13 protein-coding genes and 1 pseudogene are annotated in these 18,481 nt (G+C 44.3%); 8 read left to right on the top strand and 6 right to left on the bottom strand.

Annotated features, from left to right (window positions below; all coding sequences use genetic code 11):
• Window positions 1-14: 14 nt before the first annotated feature.
• From HA51_RS27355 to HA51_RS27605, 3 genes and pseudogenes are all read left to right on the top strand, one after another.
• Window positions 15-1,850, top strand: coding sequence for a site-specific integrase (locus HA51_RS27355; protein ID WP_245840258.1), 1,836 nt, complete (start codon window positions 15-17; stop codon window positions 1,848-1,850).
• Window positions 1,837-2,244 carry a TetR family transcriptional regulator gene (locus HA51_RS23380; protein WP_245840257.1) on the top strand — a complete coding sequence of 136 codons (408 nt, stop codon included), beginning with the start codon at window positions 1,837-1,839 and terminating at the stop codon, window positions 2,242-2,244. Before HA51_RS27355 ends, HA51_RS23380 begins: the two co-directional genes overlap by 14 nt.
• Window positions 2,245-2,310: 66 nt before the next feature.
• A pseudogene (locus tag HA51_RS27605) lies at window positions 2,311-2,607 on the top strand (integrase core domain-containing protein); the annotation flags it as partial.
• A gap of 965 nt (window positions 2,608-3,572) precedes the next feature.
• On the opposite strand, the gene HA51_RS23370 reads toward HA51_RS27605, so the two are convergent.
• Window positions 3,573-3,902 carry a hypothetical protein gene (locus HA51_RS23370; RefSeq protein WP_084937427.1) on the bottom strand — a complete coding sequence of 110 codons (330 nt, stop codon included), beginning with the start codon at window positions 3,900-3,902 and terminating at the stop codon, window positions 3,573-3,575.
• A gap of 91 nt (window positions 3,903-3,993) precedes the next feature.
• On the opposite strand from HA51_RS23370, the gene HA51_RS23365 reads away from it, so the two are divergent.
• Window positions 3,994-4,200 carry a helix-turn-helix domain-containing protein gene (locus HA51_RS23365; RefSeq protein WP_084937425.1) on the top strand — a complete coding sequence of 69 codons (207 nt, stop codon included), beginning with the start codon at window positions 3,994-3,996 and terminating at the stop codon, window positions 4,198-4,200.
• Between the two features lie 604 nt (window positions 4,201-4,804).
• Here HA51_RS23365 and umuC read toward each other — a convergent pair.
• Together umuC and umuD are read right to left on the bottom strand one after the other, a co-directional pair.
• Window positions 4,805-6,067, bottom strand: a complete 1,263-nt coding sequence (umuC, locus tag HA51_RS23360) for a translesion error-prone DNA polymerase V subunit UmuC (RefSeq protein WP_084937423.1) — start codon at window positions 6,065-6,067, stop codon at window positions 4,805-4,807.
• A gap of 2 nt (window positions 6,068-6,069) precedes the next feature.
• Window positions 6,070-6,489: a translesion error-prone DNA polymerase V autoproteolytic subunit gene (umuD, locus tag HA51_RS23355; protein ID WP_084937421.1), complete on the bottom strand. Its 420-nt coding sequence runs from the start codon at window positions 6,487-6,489 to the stop codon at window positions 6,070-6,072.
• Between the two features lie 434 nt (window positions 6,490-6,923).
• Between umuD and HA51_RS27600 the strand changes: the two genes are divergently transcribed.
• The 4 genes from HA51_RS27600 (at window position 6,924) to HA51_RS23340 (ending at window position 14,076) form a co-directional block, all read left to right on the top strand.
• Entirely contained in the window at window positions 6,924-7,670 is a 747-nt protein-coding gene (locus tag HA51_RS27600; protein ID WP_245840256.1) for a hypothetical protein, read from the top strand.
• Window positions 7,654-11,346, top strand: coding sequence for an ATP-binding protein (locus HA51_RS23350; RefSeq protein ID WP_342744886.1), 3,693 nt, complete (start codon window positions 7,654-7,656; stop codon window positions 11,344-11,346). Before HA51_RS27600 ends, HA51_RS23350 begins: the two co-directional genes overlap by 17 nt.
• 65 nt (window positions 11,347-11,411) lie before the next feature.
• Entirely contained in the window at window positions 11,412-12,788 is a 1,377-nt protein-coding gene (locus tag HA51_RS23345) for a multidrug DMT transporter permease (protein ID WP_245840254.1), read from the top strand.
• A 172-nt stretch (window positions 12,789-12,960) separates the two neighbouring features.
• Window positions 12,961-14,076, top strand: coding sequence for a YecA family protein (locus HA51_RS23340; RefSeq protein WP_084937416.1), 1,116 nt, complete (start codon window positions 12,961-12,963; stop codon window positions 14,074-14,076).
• Between the two features lie 332 nt (window positions 14,077-14,408).
• Here HA51_RS23340 and HA51_RS23335 read toward each other — a convergent pair whose 3' ends face one another.
• From HA51_RS23335 to HA51_RS27040, 3 genes are all read right to left on the bottom strand, one after another.
• A complete protein-coding gene (locus HA51_RS23335) occupies window positions 14,409-15,104 on the bottom strand; it encodes an SLATT domain-containing protein (RefSeq protein WP_084937414.1) in 696 nt (231 codons plus the stop codon).
• A gap of 344 nt (window positions 15,105-15,448) precedes the next feature.
• Window positions 15,449-16,765: a hypothetical protein gene (locus tag HA51_RS23330; protein WP_084937411.1), complete on the bottom strand. Its 1,317-nt coding sequence runs from the start codon at window positions 16,763-16,765 to the stop codon at window positions 15,449-15,451.
• On the bottom strand, window positions 16,758-17,819 hold the full coding sequence (locus tag HA51_RS27040) for a hypothetical protein (protein ID WP_139810726.1): 1,062 nt from the start codon (window positions 17,817-17,819) through the stop codon (window positions 16,758-16,760). Before HA51_RS27040 ends, HA51_RS23330 begins: the two co-directional genes overlap by 8 nt.
• Between the last annotated feature and the right edge of the window lie 662 nt (window positions 17,820-18,481).

Here is an 18,481-nt window from a genome sequence, read left to right as displayed (position 1 = left end):
GAAGCGCTAATGCTATGTTGCAGGCATATGATGTCCTCATCTCCCAGCCAGCTACAGCTAATGGACTAAGTTCTGCAGAACGGGATGCAATCGTCATCAGCGCTATTGTTAATGAAGTTGGTGAAACGCTGGTTCTTAGTCGGTTTGGCGATTCCCAGTGGGATCTACGCCCGTTTTTTGATCAGGCAAACGTTTCTTATTCTTATAAATTTATCAACTGGGATATGAGCATGCCTCGGGCGCTCATTGATGACAGTAAAGCTGTTGCTTATGCTTGGTTTAAGAGAGGAATGCCTGGGTCTAAACCACCTATCGCACGGGGCATCACTATTCTTGCTGTTGCCAGCGTGATGCCTTTTATTCGCTGGCTAAATAATTTGGGCGTTTCAAGTTTTGCAGAGATCACACCAATCCATATCAGCAATTACGTTCATTATTGCAAAAGTGAGTTGAAATTAAGGCCTCTTCCGCTGTATGGCCGATTAAGGATTATTGATTTTCTCTGGATATTCTCTACCGATATGATGTTCCCCCTCAAAAATTATCCCTGGGGGAGTTCAACATTGTGGCGTATTTGCGGGATTGCCAATATTAAAGGGTTAGATTCAGCAAATAAAAACGTTGGGCGAACGGATATCATTCCTCCTGATGAACAATCCAAGATCTTCAATTATTGTGAGGAAATTGTCCAAGATATGAAGGCTGAGTTGGCTGTCAGTGGCATTGGATATCATCCTAGCGATGAACAGATGTCAATTCGTTGTAGAGACGCTGTGCTGTATATAGTTTCAATCACTAGCGGTATGCGCAATGACGAAGCTATTGGAATTGAGGTCGGTGCTTGGCGTAAGGAGTTAAAGAATGGCATCACCTTTTACTGGGTAGCTACAGTCGAGCATAAAACAGGCAAAGGGCTAGTCGAGTATCTTGTACCGGAACTGACATTTGAAGCACTTAATCTTTTGGCGAGATATTCCGCATCTATCAGAAAAGAGTTGGAGCAAGAGATTAGGTTGCTTGCAAAAAATCAGAATTGTTCGAATTCAACCGAACACATTCTTAGGCTCGAAAAAGCTCGTAAGGATTCGAAAAAACTATTTCTGGGACGAAACAGCCAAGGAGGAAAAATTAAGGAAGGTTATCACGTTGAAGCGCTTAGCGGCCAAGGTTCTAATGTTGCATTTGGCCGTTTAGCTAAAGCTGCTGGAAGTAATTGGCCGTTAAAGACACATCAATGCAGAAGAACATATGCAAGGTGCTTTGTGGAGTCCTGTATGGGAAGAACTTCGCTTATTTTTCTCAAGTGGCAGTTTAAACACAGCAGCATGAGCATGACCCAACTGTATGCGTCTAACCCGCAGCAAGACTTGGCACTTTTTGATGAAATCTTACAGCAGATGACAGAATTCAAAATTGATTTGATCGAATCATGGCTCGATGAACAACAGCCTTTAGCAGGTGGCGCAGGTGAAAAAATCGTCAAGACGCGAGCTATTCCAATCAAAGATAGGGCCGCATTGCTTACCCAAACCGTCCCACATGCAAACATTCGTGCGACCGGACACGGCTGGTGTATTGCAACAGAGCGAGGTTGTGGCGGAGCCGGATTATACGAGGCAACACGCTGCCCAACATGTAAAAACGCGGTGATTGATGAGCTTTTCGCGGATACGTGGCAGGACATATACTGTCAACAGCAGGAGTTGCTTAAAATCGATGATGCTGGGCCTGGTGTAAGACAGCGGGCAGAGCGCGATTTACAGGTTGCATTAGATGTCATCACGAGCTTAGGTCTGTCTCCTATCAATGACAATATTGACGAGGCTGGGAATGGCGATGAAGTCCATTAAGCGGCAGACTCTTGTCCGTTCACGGTCAAACACACTAGATGTTCTTGATAAAGTCATTAATGGCCTTGTAGAAGGTAACGAAAAGATTTCCATCACTTTGGTTGCCCGAGCAGCGGGCGTTACACCCGGACTCATTCATAACACCTACCCAGCGGTGGCGGAGAGAATCCGCATTCTCATGGGTAAGTCAGTGCGCGCCCAGCGTGATTCGAAACATCAGGCGCTGTTGGCTGAAAAGGAAAAAAACAGGGTGCTCCGTGCAGAGAACGACCAACTCTTAGAGGATCTGGCCCGAATTGCTTCTGTAAATCAACGCTTGTTGTTCGAAATAGCCGAGTTGAAGGCAGCAGGTAGTGGGGAAGTGATTTCCATTTCTTGCAAGCCCCGTAGATAGGCTCTATTAGCAGTCGATGTCATTGGGGCTTATCATTCGGGCCTTTTACAGCGAGCAGGTCACTGCGGCTTTCCGGCCACGATGAGAACTGACTATAGTGCCCAGAATTTTCCTACCGTGCGCTAGACCAGTGAGCCTTTGAGCATGGTGTGGGCTTGCACTTAATCCAACCGAGTAAGCCAAGTCAGAACGAATTAATTGATAGTTTTAACGGCCTCGTTCAGGGTGATGCATGAAGGAGCATTGGTTCAGCGGTGTACTTCATGCCCAAAACGTCATTAATGATTGGGCGTTGTACTATAAAGAGTGCGGGCATTGAATCGTCTGATGCCATCGAAGTTAGCAGCAGACTGGATAAATGGTAACGTACTTGCCGCGCTAAGCAGCTCCATGACCGAGGTAGGACACACCGTTGAAGATACCAGCCGCGAAAGTGAACTCTCTTATGAACAGGTAGAAAACGCATAGGATGTGTTTTACGATACCGATTCGGAACAAATCAAACTCGTACCTAACACTGAAGGCTACTGATTTTTTAGCGGGTTAAGCACGAATCATCCCAATAAAATGCATAAACTGATTTCGAGAAAAAGATAAAATGATCATCAAAAAGAAAGACGTAAATGTACTAGACACCTTGTAAGTAATTTTACTTATGAGGAATGATATGAGCACGTTTAACACCCGAAAGGATCGAGCTCCTGACGGCACCCCAAAACCACATAATCTTAAGCAGTATGATCGCTACCCCAGCATGCGGGCTTTTTACAATAAGTCCCCTGCGTGGTGGAACCGTATGCATACAACCAAGAGGCGCAGGGCCAACGACCGGCAGAATCTCTCTCGCATAATAGAGGGCCAGGACCCGGAAAGTTTACTCTGGATGCGTGACTGTTTACCTCAGATTTTTTACTGGTAACGACAGAAAATATTAACAGTCGTATTTAAATAAATAAAGTCGGGTAGATGCTCGGCTTTTTTTGATGATGATTATTCTGTTGAACATCAGTAATGCTGCTTAGATACTCATTTATCTTATATATGAACCATAATCATTACAAAGATAATGTTAATCCCTATTACTAATGCACAGTTATGGCTGTTTTAGCAGCCCCTAGTGCGGATATATGTAGTTGATAATATACCCCATGCAGCGCTAACAAATTATAGATAGTCAATAAATATTTAGAGTGACGTTCTCAATCCAGTTTTTCGTCAGAGTTAACGGGGTAAACCCCCTTATTCTGTTTTGCAGCCGAACCTGATGATAATTTGGGTGGGGAATTATATTCTTGGCTAGCTTCTCTTATGAATTAATAAATCGTTATTTACATCGCGAGGTGTAGATCAACAGGAGGTAGATCACACCAATAAAGTGCTAACCAGTCAGGTATCTGTTCTTTAGAATATAGAAATGCATCAAAAGCAAACCTGCCTTTTCTGTCATAGCAAGGAACTACTGCATATCCTTCATAAAACTCAACATCAAGCCAATCGACTGTGCATGGATGTCGCCTCTCAATTCTAGCCATATTTCTTTTAAGAGTAACTATTTTTCGAAACTCAATTTCTTCATACATTGTCATATGCTGAGATGATGCTGCTTTGTAAACCTTAGTTAACCACTGTTTACTTCTCAAAATTAAAATTCGCTTCATAAATCACTTCCGCAGGAAAATGAGGATTATAGTCCGTGGATTTTTAGTCCGCAACTGCTGATAGTTTTGTAATTTGGAATTATGAAATTTCATGCAAAATTTGAGCAAAAGGTTGGGTGAACGGATAAAAAAAGAGCGGATTGCGCAGGGCATTTCGCAGGAAGGACTTGCACTTTTAACCGGGATTGATCGTAGCTATGTTGGACGTATCGAACGAGGGGAAGCCAATATAACCGTTGAAAAACTTTACCAAATAGCTTCTGTTCTTAACTGCCCTCCAGAGGAGCTATTACCGTAACAACTACGCAGTAAATATCCACATTAAGCAGCATTCATTATAAAATTCACATTTAGCCAAAATCATCTCCTAGAAGTTTTTTCATATCATCATCAATTTCCTCACCAGATGCTGAATTATTCTGCGAAAAATTTTCAGCAGTTCTCATATTAGCGGGCTAAACTCATTATCGTTGCGTAGACGAACTACAGCTCCCTCCTCAATATCATTAGACTCAAGTAATCGGATTGGCTCCTCCATTCGCTCAACGTCTTTTTCTGATGCTCAAGCCATCGAACCGCCCATAATAACAGTCCTCCATTCCTTTTGCCGTCTTAGCTAACTCGCTAAGAGTGTTATTTCTGAGAGTTCTCAGGCGGTTTAGCTTCGCCTAATTTCCTTTAATACAAACCTGCTCGGTGCAATTAATGCAATCGAGATGTTTCTGGCAAGGGATTATTGAAAAATCACGAACACATAATCCATGCTTGCGAATAATAGTTGATGCACCTTATTTTAGTCAGAAAGTCATCGAAGACGCTCTCGCTGATTTTCGTGACTGTGGTGAACGTGAGTGGCACTCACCAGAGGTTGTTTACTTCCCTAGTTACATTCCTAAATAATTTCATCTCGCCACTGGTAAGTCTGAATATCGAGTTGTGTAAGCGGGAGAAAGCATCTCCCGTTTCATAGCCCAGGTTTTTTCGATTCCCTGCCCTGCAAACCAGACCTTTCCTTTCCCTGAGTTATTTAATTGATCGATAACCTCCATTAAAGCTGCACTATTTTTTCGTGGTGAACTATCGTCAAATAAGTTTAGTTGCGCCACGCCATTACTAAAAAAATCAGCAAGCATGACACCAGCTTTCATATATCGATGGCCATCAACCCATATCCTCCTCAGGGAGTTTGTAGCCGAATTTATAATGTCACGAGTATCATTAGAAGGGGTCAGTAGCTTCATGGAAGCTTGATTTGCATAGTATACTTCATTATCTGCATGTGGGCTGGTACGAAGGAAAACACTGACGAAACGACAGAACTGGCGCTCACTACGCAGTTTTTCTGATGCTCTCTCTGCATAGGAACAAATCGCTTGGTGCATATCTGAATACTGAGTTATCCGGCTACCAAAAGATCTGCTGCAGATGATCTGTTGTTTTGCTGGTGCAAACTCTTCTAATTCAAGGCATTGTTCCCCTCGAAGTTCACGAACAGTCCTTTCGAGAACAACATTGAAGTGTTTCCTTATTACCCACAATGAGCTTTCAGCTAGGTCAAGTGCTGTATTAATGCCCATTGAATTAAGTTTCTTACTAATTCTCCGACCAACGCCCCAGACATCCTCAACAGGGATAAGTGCTAGTAACCTTTGTTGGCGTTCAATATTCGATAAGTCGACAACGCCACCAGTACAACGCCATTTCTTGGCTGCATGGTTAGCTAGCTTTGCTAATGTTTTTGTTTGCGCAATACCAACTCCCACAGTTAAACCTGTATTTTTAAAGACTTTATTTCTCATTTCATGCCCGAAGTAACTTAGTGGCATGCAATTCATTACCCCAGATAAATTAACGAAAGCTTCGTCTATTGAATAAATTTCGATCGAAGGAGACATTTCAGTTAGCGTTTGCATAACTCGCTCACTTAGATCGGCATAAAGTGCATAATTAGAACTGAATACATAAATTTTGGAGCTATACATATTGTTTTTTATTTTAAAAAAAGGCTCACCCATTTTTATACCAAGGGATTTTGCTTCAGCTGAACGAGAAATAATGCAGCCATCATTATTGGAAACGACGACAATAGGCTTTCCCTGCAAGTCTGGCCGAAAAACAGTTTCGCAAGAAGTATAAAAACTATTTACGTCGACGAGAGCAAACATAATTATTTATGCGCCTTAATACTAAAAATGACCACTCCAAATATTTCTAATTCTTCTGAATTTTTAAATGAAATCGAAGAATAATCATGATTGTGAGGTACTAGCTGTAGATAAGGATGAGTACGAAGTTCTTTCACTGTAAATTCACCTGAAACAGCAGCAATAACAATATCGCCATGTACAGCCGAAAGTGAGCGATCAACCACTAAAAGATCCCCATCACTGATACCGGCGCCATGCATGGACTCCCCACTAACTTTTATGAAGTAAGTGGCACTCGGATGTCTTATCAGCAATTTATTGAGATCCAGTCTGTCCTCAACATAGTCCTGCGCTGGGCTCGGAAAGCCACAGGGCACTTTCTCAGAGAAGAGAGGAAGCATGATCGGTTGAGAAATCTCGGTTGCTCGGGTGAATTGCATGATGTTGATCCTGATTAGCTGTGTTTATATACAGTATTGCTAAGTACACTTAAGGATCAAGGAGCTTGTGAAGCGATTCCTGAAAGCGCTTGAAGTATCTAATAATTTAGATGGGCGGTGTTCAATATAGTTGTGTTGCTTAGCTTAAATCTGGTTCAGCGAAACGGTAGCACTCTGACGGTAAGTCATGTCGATACCCTGCTCTTCGATAAAGAACAAGCTCTCACCCGAATTCATTCACGGGAATTGGACGTGCATGTGCGGTAAGTGCATCATCAAGTGAAGTATTCTGCATAACCGCCATGCAATTTTTAGTTGCCAGTTCAAATAACTGAAAAGCATGCCCCTGAAACGAGGTCCTGTCCATTCAGAGACAGGGAGCAGGTCAGCTACGAGAGCGGTGGTCAAGTATCCAAAACACAGGTGGTCCTTTAATGTCTGAACAAATCAAAAATACTGCGATCACTGCTGCAGGCTATGTCTATCAGAACAGGCAGGGGCTGAAACTGCTGTGTGACTGGCTAGATGCGCCTTCTCGCTATATCCGAGTGAAGTTTGAGTGCGACGACGAGGCTGTTGCGCCGACCGGCCTGGATGACATCGTCGCCGAACGCTCTGACAATCTCGTTGACCTCCAGCAGGTCAAATTTACTCCTAATCCTACAGAACACACTCTGAACTGGGCGTGGATGTTGGAGAAAACTGGTAAGACTGAACGATCAAGATCGATGCTGCGTAAGTGGTTTGACGCTTTCGTTAAATTGGATTCTGCTCGTGTCGGAGAGCTCTCGTTGAAGACCAATCGCCGACCTGATGCCGATATTGAGGCTTGCCTGACTGATGGAAAAATCGATTTATCCAAAGTTCCAGAACCACGGCGATTAGAGGTTATCGCCGAACTCGGCGACGAAAAGAAATGCGAGTTCTTTTTCACGCAGTTGCAGATTGTTCATAGCGATAAGAGTTTCGAATCACTTGAACACGAGATCGATGCACGATTGCGCTTGCACGGTACACCAGAAGGAGTTGCGAACTTAAAAAAACGTCGCCTTGAACTGGTCGATTCAGAAAAACTTTCCGCCGCCAGAAGGGTGGATTTCTCTGGAGCAAGTCCGCACTATTCTGCGGGCAATACCGCCGGCCCCCCTGCCGGAAGATTTTGTAGTGCCTCTCGGATATGAGGTGCCTGACGAGACGTTTCACCGTGAATTCGTATGTGACACTGTTGCCGGGTCTGGGCAGACAATCGTGCTCACAGGGCCGCCAGGTCGAGGGAAGAGCACATACTTGAGCGCGATGTGCGAAGTGCTTGCTGAATCAGGGGTTCCCACGGTACGGCACCACTACTTCCTCTCGACGACCGAGCGGGGTCGAGACCGTGTGAACAGCTACGTGGTTGAGCAATCTATCGAGGCGCAAGTCAAACGGTTACATCCGGAAGTTAATGCGCCTGGTAGTGACCTGCGGGGCCTCCTCGAAGCGTGCGCAACCTACTACAAGACTAAGGACAAGCCGTTCGTACTGGTCCTTGACGGCCTGGACCATGTCTGGCGCATTAACAACGCTGACAAACGTCCGCTGGACGATGTGTTCTCCCAGATTATTCCCTGCCCGGATAACATGGTTCTGTTGGTAGGCACACAGCTGGTCGACGACACTCAGCTGCCTAGGGATCTCTTGTCAGTTGCACCTAAGGCTAATTGGCGAACATTGCCGGCGATGTCCGAGAACGCCATCTTGTCCTACCTTCACAAGGCGGTTGACGAAGGCAGGCTCTTGATCCGGTTCAACGATGAAGATCAGATAGAACGCCAGCTACAGGAAGCTGCGACCGCACTTCGCAATAAGACCAACGGTCACCCGCTGCACGTCATCTATGCCACGGCTGAGCTTGAGCACGCAGGACGAGACCTGGATAGCTGGAATATTGAGCGGCTACAGGGTGACATGACCAAAGAGGCAAAGTTCTACTACGCATCGTTGTGGGAAGAGCTGCCACCAAGTCTCAAAGACACGCTGCGATTGGTATGTGCGTTTCCCTTCTTTTGGCCCAAAGCCGCTTTTCTGGAGATCTCCGCTAAGCAGGGCACTGCGCCGCCAGATGTCGCGAAGGTGGAACATTTGCTGCACTCATCGGCTGCTGGTCTGAAGGTCTTCCATGAGAGTCTGGCGGTTTTTGTACGCTCGACCTCTGACTACGGCGAGCATATCAAGAACCTGATGCCAGCGGTGGCGGTCTGGCTGGAAATTGAGGCGCCACCTTCTCTTCGCGTTAACTGGCTCTGGACGGTCCAGGCAAGGTTGGGTAATCCTGAAAATCTCATCGCTGGGCTAACTCGTGACTGGATCATGCTTCGTTTAGAGGAAGGCTATCCAGAATCGCTCTTTGACACGCTGCTATCCGAAGCACTGGTTTCGGCTCTGGAGACCAACGCGTTTGCGGACGCATATCGGCTCGCACACCTGCAGTCCCGGATGGTTGGCGGTAGCGAATTTCAGATGCAGAGCGACGACATAGCCCGGCTTGTGTCATTTACTCTGACGCTGACAGCCAATGAAGGGGTCGTCCAAGAAGCCATGGCATCCCGGCACGAGACAGATATTTTGGATGTGGCCGCTCTCGGCTTAGCCTTGCAAGCACGTGGACAAACTGTACTAGCCGAGACCTGCGGTGAGGAGACCCTGCGTCGTTTTAAAGGCCTCAGCCGCTTCTCCAATCGATATTCAACCAACGCGGGGTCTGACGAATTCCAGTTTCTGGTCGATGTGTTCACACGCCTTGGTGCCATCGGGGCGACCCCAGAGACGTTTGCCCAGTTAGTTAGAGAAAATAACCCTATTGTATGGATGCCAAGAGCCCGAATGTTGGTTGAGAACGGTTGCCTGGATGACTTGATGGGTGCGGCTGTTTCGCTACAACCTGATTCGGACACGAGTGTTCTAAGTGACTTCTGCGTTCGCGCGGCCGCAACGGCCGGAGTAAGCATCGTCGACCACGATGACTTCAGCAAGCTGACGCGAACTCCCTTTGTTGCAGCGGTGGAAGCGGCCTGTAAGCGGACTTCGAAGCCACTAAATGAGCCTATTCCGGTCGAGTGGCTCAAGGGGAACTATTACGAGCGTAAAGACGATCTGAACACGCTGGTACACCATTGGTTCTTCAGCGGTGTGCACTTGGGCCTGTGCATGAAAGCCGAGGAGCAAATCGACTTCGAGTTCGTACTAGCACCCAGCTACGAGGAGAGGAAGAACATCAGCCGCTTCCTGGATGCTCTCTCTGCGATTGCTGCTCAAGTTGCAGAGTGTTGGTGGCAAAGGGAATTTGTAGACTTTCATGAAATATTCGAACTGCTCAAACCAGTCAAGTTCAGGGATTTCAGGCAGGATCACAATGCGAGTTCAGCGGCGAAGGATTTTCGGGCTGGGTTACATCGTGTTGCCTGCGACATTCGACTTGTAAGCTGCCTGCTCTTCAATCGTGACGATGTGGCACTTACTGAGACAACCCTGGCAGCAGCAGGCAAATCTGAGTGGTTTGACAGTGCATCTTTCCGCACTCAGTACGCGGCAGGATTGCTGACAAGGATGAGTGATGAAGCGGCCGCAGCTTTCGTCCATTCTCAACGCGTCATGCTGGATGCAGATATCCGCGAAGAAACTAGCGTGCATCTGCAGACGCCTCTGCAGTTATGTGGCATCACTTTGGCCCATGGATTAAACGTCAGCGCTCAAGAGCTTTGTAAACAGGTCTGGGAGTTAACGACCGGCTATGGGCACCGTAAAGATCCCACGTTGAGTAACACGGTCGATGCCATTGGCTACCTTGTAGATACATCACCAGATGATGCTCGGCGGCTACTCAGTCTGCTTTCGCCACAAATCCATCACGTGCTGGACTACACAGACGGAAAAGGCACGAGGCACCTGCTTGAAGTTGCGGACCACCTGCTGGCAAAACTCAGCCCGATGGCTTTGGTTGTAAAATACGAAGAACACACGCACGCAGGTGAATGGTCGCATGCGGAGAACAGTTTACGGATATATGTGCAACAGGGCGTCAGGGATGGCTGGCCGCTGGATGCGCTTATGCGAACGGGAGTTCATCCTGACGTTCAGGACGCGTTGATACAGCTTGAACGCGATGGTCAGAATGGCGCTGCAGAACGGCTGCGTGTTCTTAGGGAGTGTGCTGGCTGGGACATTGGTGTGCTGCAGGGTACGAGTTCATCCAGCAGCGATAACGACAGCAATCCGTTCACTGGCAATGTTACCACCTTTTCCCCGGAGCAACTTGATCAGTTGCTGGTAAGTCTCTCAGCTAGCTACAACGACAAGAAGAGACTGCTTCGAACCTGGTATGAGCACTGGGATCGCGCCGGTCATGGCAAACGCTTACTCGCGGTTCTGGATGGTTTGCTGCAGTCAGACGAGGGGCGGCAAAAGGGCATCTTCGAGCTGTCTGACCTTGCCTTTGAGACCAAACGCAGGTTGAGTGGCTCGAAAGCTGCGTGGAAATATCTTGTCCAGGCGCAGATTCGAAATGGCGGTTGGATGAGAATGATGGAGAGAGAGGCGGATACCTGTAAAAGGTTTGACATGGTAGTGAAGCACTTCCCGAGCCGTTGCGATGAGTTTGTTGATGCTACTACCTACAGCTGGTTCGGAGAGCCCGAACTGCAGCGTGTAGCGCCGACAGAGCTGATGGTCTATTTCTATGTGCAACAGGGGCGTGTAGAAGATGCCGTGAAGTTTGCCGAAATGATGGTCAACTGCGTGCGTGAAGACACCCGAACCCTACCTCTGGAACGCCCTCGTTGGGCGAAAGAACTTGATGCTTCGATGACAATGGGAAAATGATGGATGACCTAAGTATTCTAATCGCCAGACTCGGCTGGCCATCAACCGCTACAAGATGGTGGACCATGCAGGAACTTGCCACCCGGCTGGGTGAATCGGCATCGAAAGCTACAACGGAGGCTGCGTTACTTAGGTTTCTGAGCTCGCGTAAGCTTGAGGCCGAAGTGGTGGAGGCACTTTGCGTCTTCTGGATAGCGGTGCAGATGCATCGTTACAAGGCGAGCCAGAAATTGGCGCAAAGCATTCCTAAACCGTCCATTCTCTCTGATCTATTGCTGGAAAGCCTTGGCCTACAGACTGATAACCCTATAACCGGTCTGGAAGAGGTGACTGAGAGCTTCGCTATTCCACAGGATTTTAAAGGTGTTCAAGGAGCGGATATTCCAAGGATTTTTCACACCACTATGGTTAACCTTGAGCATGATAGCGGCTTCCCATTCGTCCGCCAGATGGCGTTCGAATGGTCAGTAAACAGCAATGTCTATCCAGATGCTCCTTATCAGGGTGACCCTTGGCATTTTATGAGGCCACTTGGCGACGGGTTCATTGGTCACATCTCTTCCAGGGTTGCCATACGGATGATCTCTGCCTATCTCCGCACGTTGTCGGTTGCCGAAGAGTTATGGAGCATGCCTTCAGAATTGGCGGAAGAAATGGCTCTGCTGGCATTGCCTGTACACCCAACGCTTGCGTTGCTCAGACCTCGACGTCCGTCTTGGTTTCCCTGCGTAACTGATTTCGATGGTGACCACGAGGCAATAGGTGCAGCTGTACGCAGTCTAATTGAACAAGCCTCAATCGAAAGTCCCGGAGACGAGCTGATAGCCTTCACGTCGCCCATCGTAATGTCAACTGAGCGTTGTGTAGAGGTATCGATCGTCCGCTGGAGTCAGGTGGTAGGTGGTTGCATCAAGGATGAGAGTTTAGCCGAGCATTTGAAAGACTTTTGGAGTAACGGACAAATGCTTCAGAGCTATGCTTCAGAGCCGCTAAGTACGATGACCGTCTTGATGTCGCCAACCCTTTACTCTGTAGTGGACAGTAGGAGTAGAGCTTGGCCTCTAGCTATGCCGATCGGTATTGACCGTTTGGGTTACCTCCAACATGATCTGTACCCAGGACGACTGTTATTGCCCACTATGCCTGGCCATGAACTGATCGAGATCGTTCCTCGTAACGGGCAATTGGAGGTGAAATTAGATAATGAGGTTGTCGCCGACCTTTATTACTGGAATGTGGGCTGGGGACCAGTTCGCCCTATGCATTTAGATGGAAACTGCGGTACGGCTCTTGTTTCTAAAGGTAAAGCCTATCGAGAGTTAACCGATGTGCCAGGCCAAGATATGCGATCGTTTTACTTCTGGCGTGTACGAACACTTCATAGAAAGGGCTCCTATGAAAGTTTCGACGGGACGCTAAGCTTCGGAGTGGTGTTCGTGTGAAGGAGTGAATTATAGTCATTTAAGTTAATAGGTTGATGACTATAACAGTCAACTAAGTTTGAATGACCTGTTAGAAGTATGGACTGTTCCCATCGCAGTCAGATGGGAACATACCTATATTTTTATAAGGTGTGCATTAAAATTTTTAAACGTCACGTGTTAGAGGTTTAAAATGAGTAAAATAGGTAGAAATACAGAGTGTTGGTGTGGTTCTGGGAAAAAATATAAAAAATGTCACTCAGGTCGTGATAAGCAAGTGCCTTTGTCGCGTGGAGATGCCCAGGGTGTGCTCAGTTTATTTTCGAATGTGAGCAAATGTAGCGTTCCCGAAGGAGTCAAGCACGAATGTCAGACTAGAATAGTTAAGGCTCATACTTTGTCTAAGGGGAATAGTTTGAAGGCTATAGCTCATGAGGGGCATGTTCTGGGGCTAAAGCATGGTTTAAGCAGTTTAGAGAGAAACAGTGGGCGATTAACTTTAGAAAGGATAGGTATCAATCAGGCATCTACCTTCACAGGTTTTTGCTCATATCATGACAAAGAGCTTTTTTCTTGTGTGGAAGACGAATCTTTTAAAGAAACAAAAAAACAATGCACTATGCTGGCATATAGACCACTTATGAGAGAGGTCTACGTTAAAGAAGCAAATTATAAAGTAATGCAAGAGTTGAGAGGTTTTGATCGAGGATTTTCATTTTCTGAGCAATTAGCATGGGCTAAAATTTCCAATGTTAATATAAATGGTGCAAAACTAAGCTTGGCCGATCTCAATTATATAAAAAATCGAGTCGAAAGCTCAATTGAAGATCATTCATTCGATGCCCTTAATCATTTGATATTACATCTAGAACATGTCCCAAGAATTATGGCCTGTGGAATTCATGGGCCGATTGTTGATATATTTGGTAATGGACTGCAAGAAATTACATCTTTAGATGACAAGCGGCCTGCATACATGACTGTTAATCTTTTGGCGTTAGATGATAATGGTTATATGATATTCTCATGGTTGCCAGAGGATGGTGAGGTCGCCATGAAATTTATAGAATCCATTAAAAATTGTAGTCTTGATATTTTAGGTGATAGGCTAACAAATTACATATTCACATTTTTCGAAAATATATTTGTATCTTCAATGTGGTGGGAATCATTAGGGGAAAAACAAGAGCGTATAAATGAACTTATGATGCAGGGTGTTATTATGCATGTTTATGACCTTTCCATGATTGAGAATGAGAGCTATCATTATAATGCTATAAATGTAAGAGGTATTGTTGAGCTGTATTAAAATCTTTGTATTGTGTATTAAATGCGGATTTTGATATCTAATAATGAAATAAAACTAGAATTTTGGTGCCATAATAACTAACTAGACGTTAGTGATTCATAGTATGCATGACCTGTTCCCAATACTTTGACATGCTAAGGTATTAGCAACGGCTGCTTCTGGCACAAAGTAGTCTGAGGCTGACGTAGGGTACGTTACGAGCGAAAAGCAGAAGTTCGAACAAAAATGTCTTATTAAAGCTGCCATACGGAGAACAGCAGGGAGCTGGCCATAGGCGCAAGAAACTGAAGGGATTCCGGTGGTTATTTCTCCTGATACTTACCATTTTAATTCTATTTAATTTCCGCATTCAAAAAAGGTGATAGTATTTCTGTTATAGACAACATGTCTGTTATGAATATAATCTCAGCCCCCAAAAAAATTGCCGGAAGAAGATATGGGAAGTAGCACTGAACTAAGGCTGTGAACAATAAAAATAATCTTTTTAATCCAGTTATATTATAGTCACCCGTCATTTCCAGCTTAGATAATTTGTAATCAGACCGAGAGTGATTTTCTGACTCTTTCAATACCTGGTTGTATTCTGTATTTATTTTGTCTAGATCAATTTTGGTTTGTTCCGGGTTTTTTTCATTTAATGTCCTAACGTCACGTATTAATCTTTTTATTTTCTGTCCACACTCATCAAGCTCTCTCGATCTTAAATCATATCGTGCTGTTCCTATCGTCACCGAATAAATAAGGACTGATACAGCAAGAAATATTTGGAGCATATTTAAAACACTAGCCGTGAAGTTTAACTTCACACCGGAGTTTTGGAGTAATGGAATGAGTATTAAACCAAGGGATAGTATTGTAGTTATGAAAAACGATGTTTTGCTTCTAAGCGATAGTCTATTTGATGCATTAAATCTACACTTTGAAGTTATTCTCATGCTGTCTATTAATTTTTCTGTCTGGCTGGTTTTTTCTCGTTCTTCAGGATATCGACTGAAAACCCAAACAAATACGTTTCTTATTTTTTCCATTATCTATCCTAGTTCATAATGTGAGTTATTTTTTTAAGTTTGTATCTTTCATTGCACATAGCTAGTTTAACAACAGCGCAGTGCCAAGTCAGTTCTCGCAGTTTGCATTAATCGGCACACAATTTCAAGATTCTTCCTTCTAAAACAGTATTAATAGAATCTGAAAAAGGTATTTTCAACCTCCCTTCATAATAATTATCGGATGAAATACAGAAGCTGGACTTAGCGGGGATCGCGTATACAGTCCAGAGCGATAACACGGTCATCTAAAATTTTGATGCAGTCAATAACGCCAACAGACCTAAGCTACATGATTTGTTGGCTATTTATCTTAAGGGTAAATTCTAATTTCTCATGCTTGTTAACAAATTATCAGCGATTTTTCTTAAAGCGACTTCATCACCTTTAGCACTGGCCTCGAGTAATTTTACTATGTTCCTATTTTTGGCGGCCTTTGATTCAAGTTCAAAAGAGGCGACCAGTTTTATCCAACGATTTCCTGGCCCAGTATACCAAGCTAGTTTTTGTAAAATCAGCTCATCACCAGGCAAGCACTCATTTAAATAATACTCCCATTGATTAACAGTCAGGCGTTCTAATAAGTTATTAGCATCTGGCTGTGCAGCGTTTGATACGCCGTATTGATTCCCAAGCTTAACAGCTAATATAGCAGACATGCTTATTGGAAATGCTGGCCACGGGATTGTTGTTCCAAGCTTCGAAAGTGCAGATATTGCGGCGGGCTCGTTGTAAAAGTTATTCATTTCAGTATGAACATTGATTACATTAGAAGCAGCAGCAGAAAATGTTTGTGAGCGAAGAGATTCAGGAACATAATCAAACCCCTTCATCGATGTTAATGCTTTTTTTAAGGCTGTAACTGCTGGAGCATGACCGGAGTTAACAGCTTCTGCATATGATTGGCCAATGGACCATTTCTCAGCATCTCGCAAACTGGTCCATAAAAATGGTACAAGCACAACAATATTGCCCAGTGTATGTTCAAATTGAGCTCCAGATTTAGTCTTAACTCCTGAGAGTAAAATACTCAATGTGGTTTTTTTGAAAAAATACGGTGCTGCTCGTAGAGTCTCAACTTCGGAATCTGATATTTTGAATGTACGGCTTTCTAAGGAAGTGCGAAAGTCCATAAACTCTGCAGGCGCAATATTGCCATCTCTTCCCAGAACTGCATTTACACAGGTTCTTAAGAAAGATAAAGCTTCCTCTCTAGACATTTCCTCTGCTTCAGAGTCTTCCAAATTGAGACTATCAAAGTGTGCTAATAATTCAAGGTGTTGAGTTAAACGTTTGGCGTCTGTAGAATTTATTAAACCTAATTCTCTTGCAAGAGTAATTGCTTCATAATTTGAAATACTTACTGTTGGAACCGAGTCCTCTGTGAGATCTGCACGACCAAGCATTTCACCAACGAAGGCCATTCCGAGTGATGCTAATGCTCTTTTGAGCTGAGAAAGTGCTTTATTAAGAACAAAACCAGCCATCATTTCGTAAGAGTCGGATTGAAATGCAGTAACAATTTGTTTTTGGTCACGAGAGCTTAGATTATTAGCGACTCCCGCAATATCCGAAGCTGTTGATGCTGTTTTCGGTACAACTGAACCTGTAGGTTCTCTCCAAACGACTACCGAATTATTCATTTGTACTAGCCTCACTATTAACATGAAGGTCTGTTCGTCCATCTTGAGAACGAAAATAAGCAGCTGACAGTTCTGAACCTACAAGCTGTTTCATCGAAGCATAAGCACGACTTCTTGCACCTCCAGAAATACTTGTGGTTTCTTCACTACGAATAAAAGCTCGATATCCTAAAACACAACCTGCATTATTAAAAACAGTAATGCCATCGCTTCCTATAAATCCCGATACTAATTCAGCAGCAGCTTGTAAGCGACTTACTGAAGTGGCGGTTCTTCCTTCATCCAAATGGAATGTTATTTTCTCAAATAAATCGATGACTGGATTGAGTTGCACAGCGTCGTTAAGTGAAGTTGGTAGCACTTTTGCATCAGATGAAATAACAGCAATTAATGTCCCGTGGCTATTATTTACAGCAGATCCAAGTAGTCGACCAACAAAGCTAGAAAACATTTCCGAACTTTCACCTAGGTTCGAAGAAATAGATTTAGCTAAGCCTTGAATGTGTTCCTCACCGTTTAGTTCAGTAACGTCTGCATCATTATTAAAGCGAAACTCAACACCACTTCCTGCGTTCGTTTTAACTTCTACCTTATTAATTGCGCTTTGAGATATTTTAATTACAGGGAAACCATCTGGAGTGCCATCTAATATCGCTTCATCGACAGTCAATGAAGATGGGTCACTACTTCCACAGAATACTCCAAATTTGCACGTTAGATTTGCAGAAGATCGCTCAATATATATTCGCCAGTTATCTCGACAAAGAGGTGCAGCCGCCTTCAAAATTTTAGAACCGGCATTTTCTAAATTAATCTCATCGGACAGTGGAACATGTTCACCTACACCTGCTCTCTGTAGTAACTCTGAAATAGAATTACAAATAAATACTGATGGTTTTAACGGAACACCTTCTTCAGTATATGCTGCAAGTTGGGATACTATCCCAGCGATGAGTCTTGAGGTCACACTACATTCAAGACCTATCTCTGTCATAAGATCCATCGTGTTAGAGGTTAAGTCTGCTCTGAAAGAAACACTTTTTGAATATGCCATTCAATTACCCTCGAAACAATATAGTATGTATTTTTCGATAAGCACTTGCTGTCCAGTTCTATTGTTACCCATAAAATTTTCCCACAAAGGATGATTTGAGAGCATATCTACAACATCATGCTGCATCATTTCATATGAGTCTCGTGAAGTAAGTTGTCCTTCGTGTGTAAGCAACCTCACATTTTTTGAGTTAACGAGTGAGTGCGAAGGTTTATTACTTCTAAATCATGATCTTAACATGAAATTAACCTAAAGGTGGTCTTTAAATTCGATGGCAAGCATTACATACTAAAACTTCATAAAGACTAATTCAAAAAATTTTATACGCTTTGATTCAGATAGTTATTGTCAATTCCCACGGGTTTAACGGGTACCTCAGATTCATTTAAGATGACAGAGTGGTGCTCATGAGCGGTATGAGTCATTCCAGAGAGCTTAAAATTAAGCGGTTAAAGAGGTCATTGATCGTGGACATTCCATCGCCAGCGGTCTTGACATCACCACGTACAGCCTCTATGTCAGCACGGTCCTGATTCATCAGCCACTAAAGCGCAGTTTTATGCCCCGTATAAGATTCGGCAACTTCAGAAAGAACTAAAGCGGTTTTGATCTGCTCACCACAAGTTAATGCAGATAGAATGTTATCAATGTCCGCTGTTGGC

The sequence above is a fragment of the Pantoea rwandensis genome, assembly GCF_002095475.1.
Taxonomy (GTDB): Bacteria; Pseudomonadota; Gammaproteobacteria; order Enterobacterales; family Enterobacteriaceae; genus Pantoea; species Pantoea rwandensis.
Note: the sequence above shows the minus strand (reverse complement) of the source record. Positions and strands in the feature narration are given on the sequence as shown.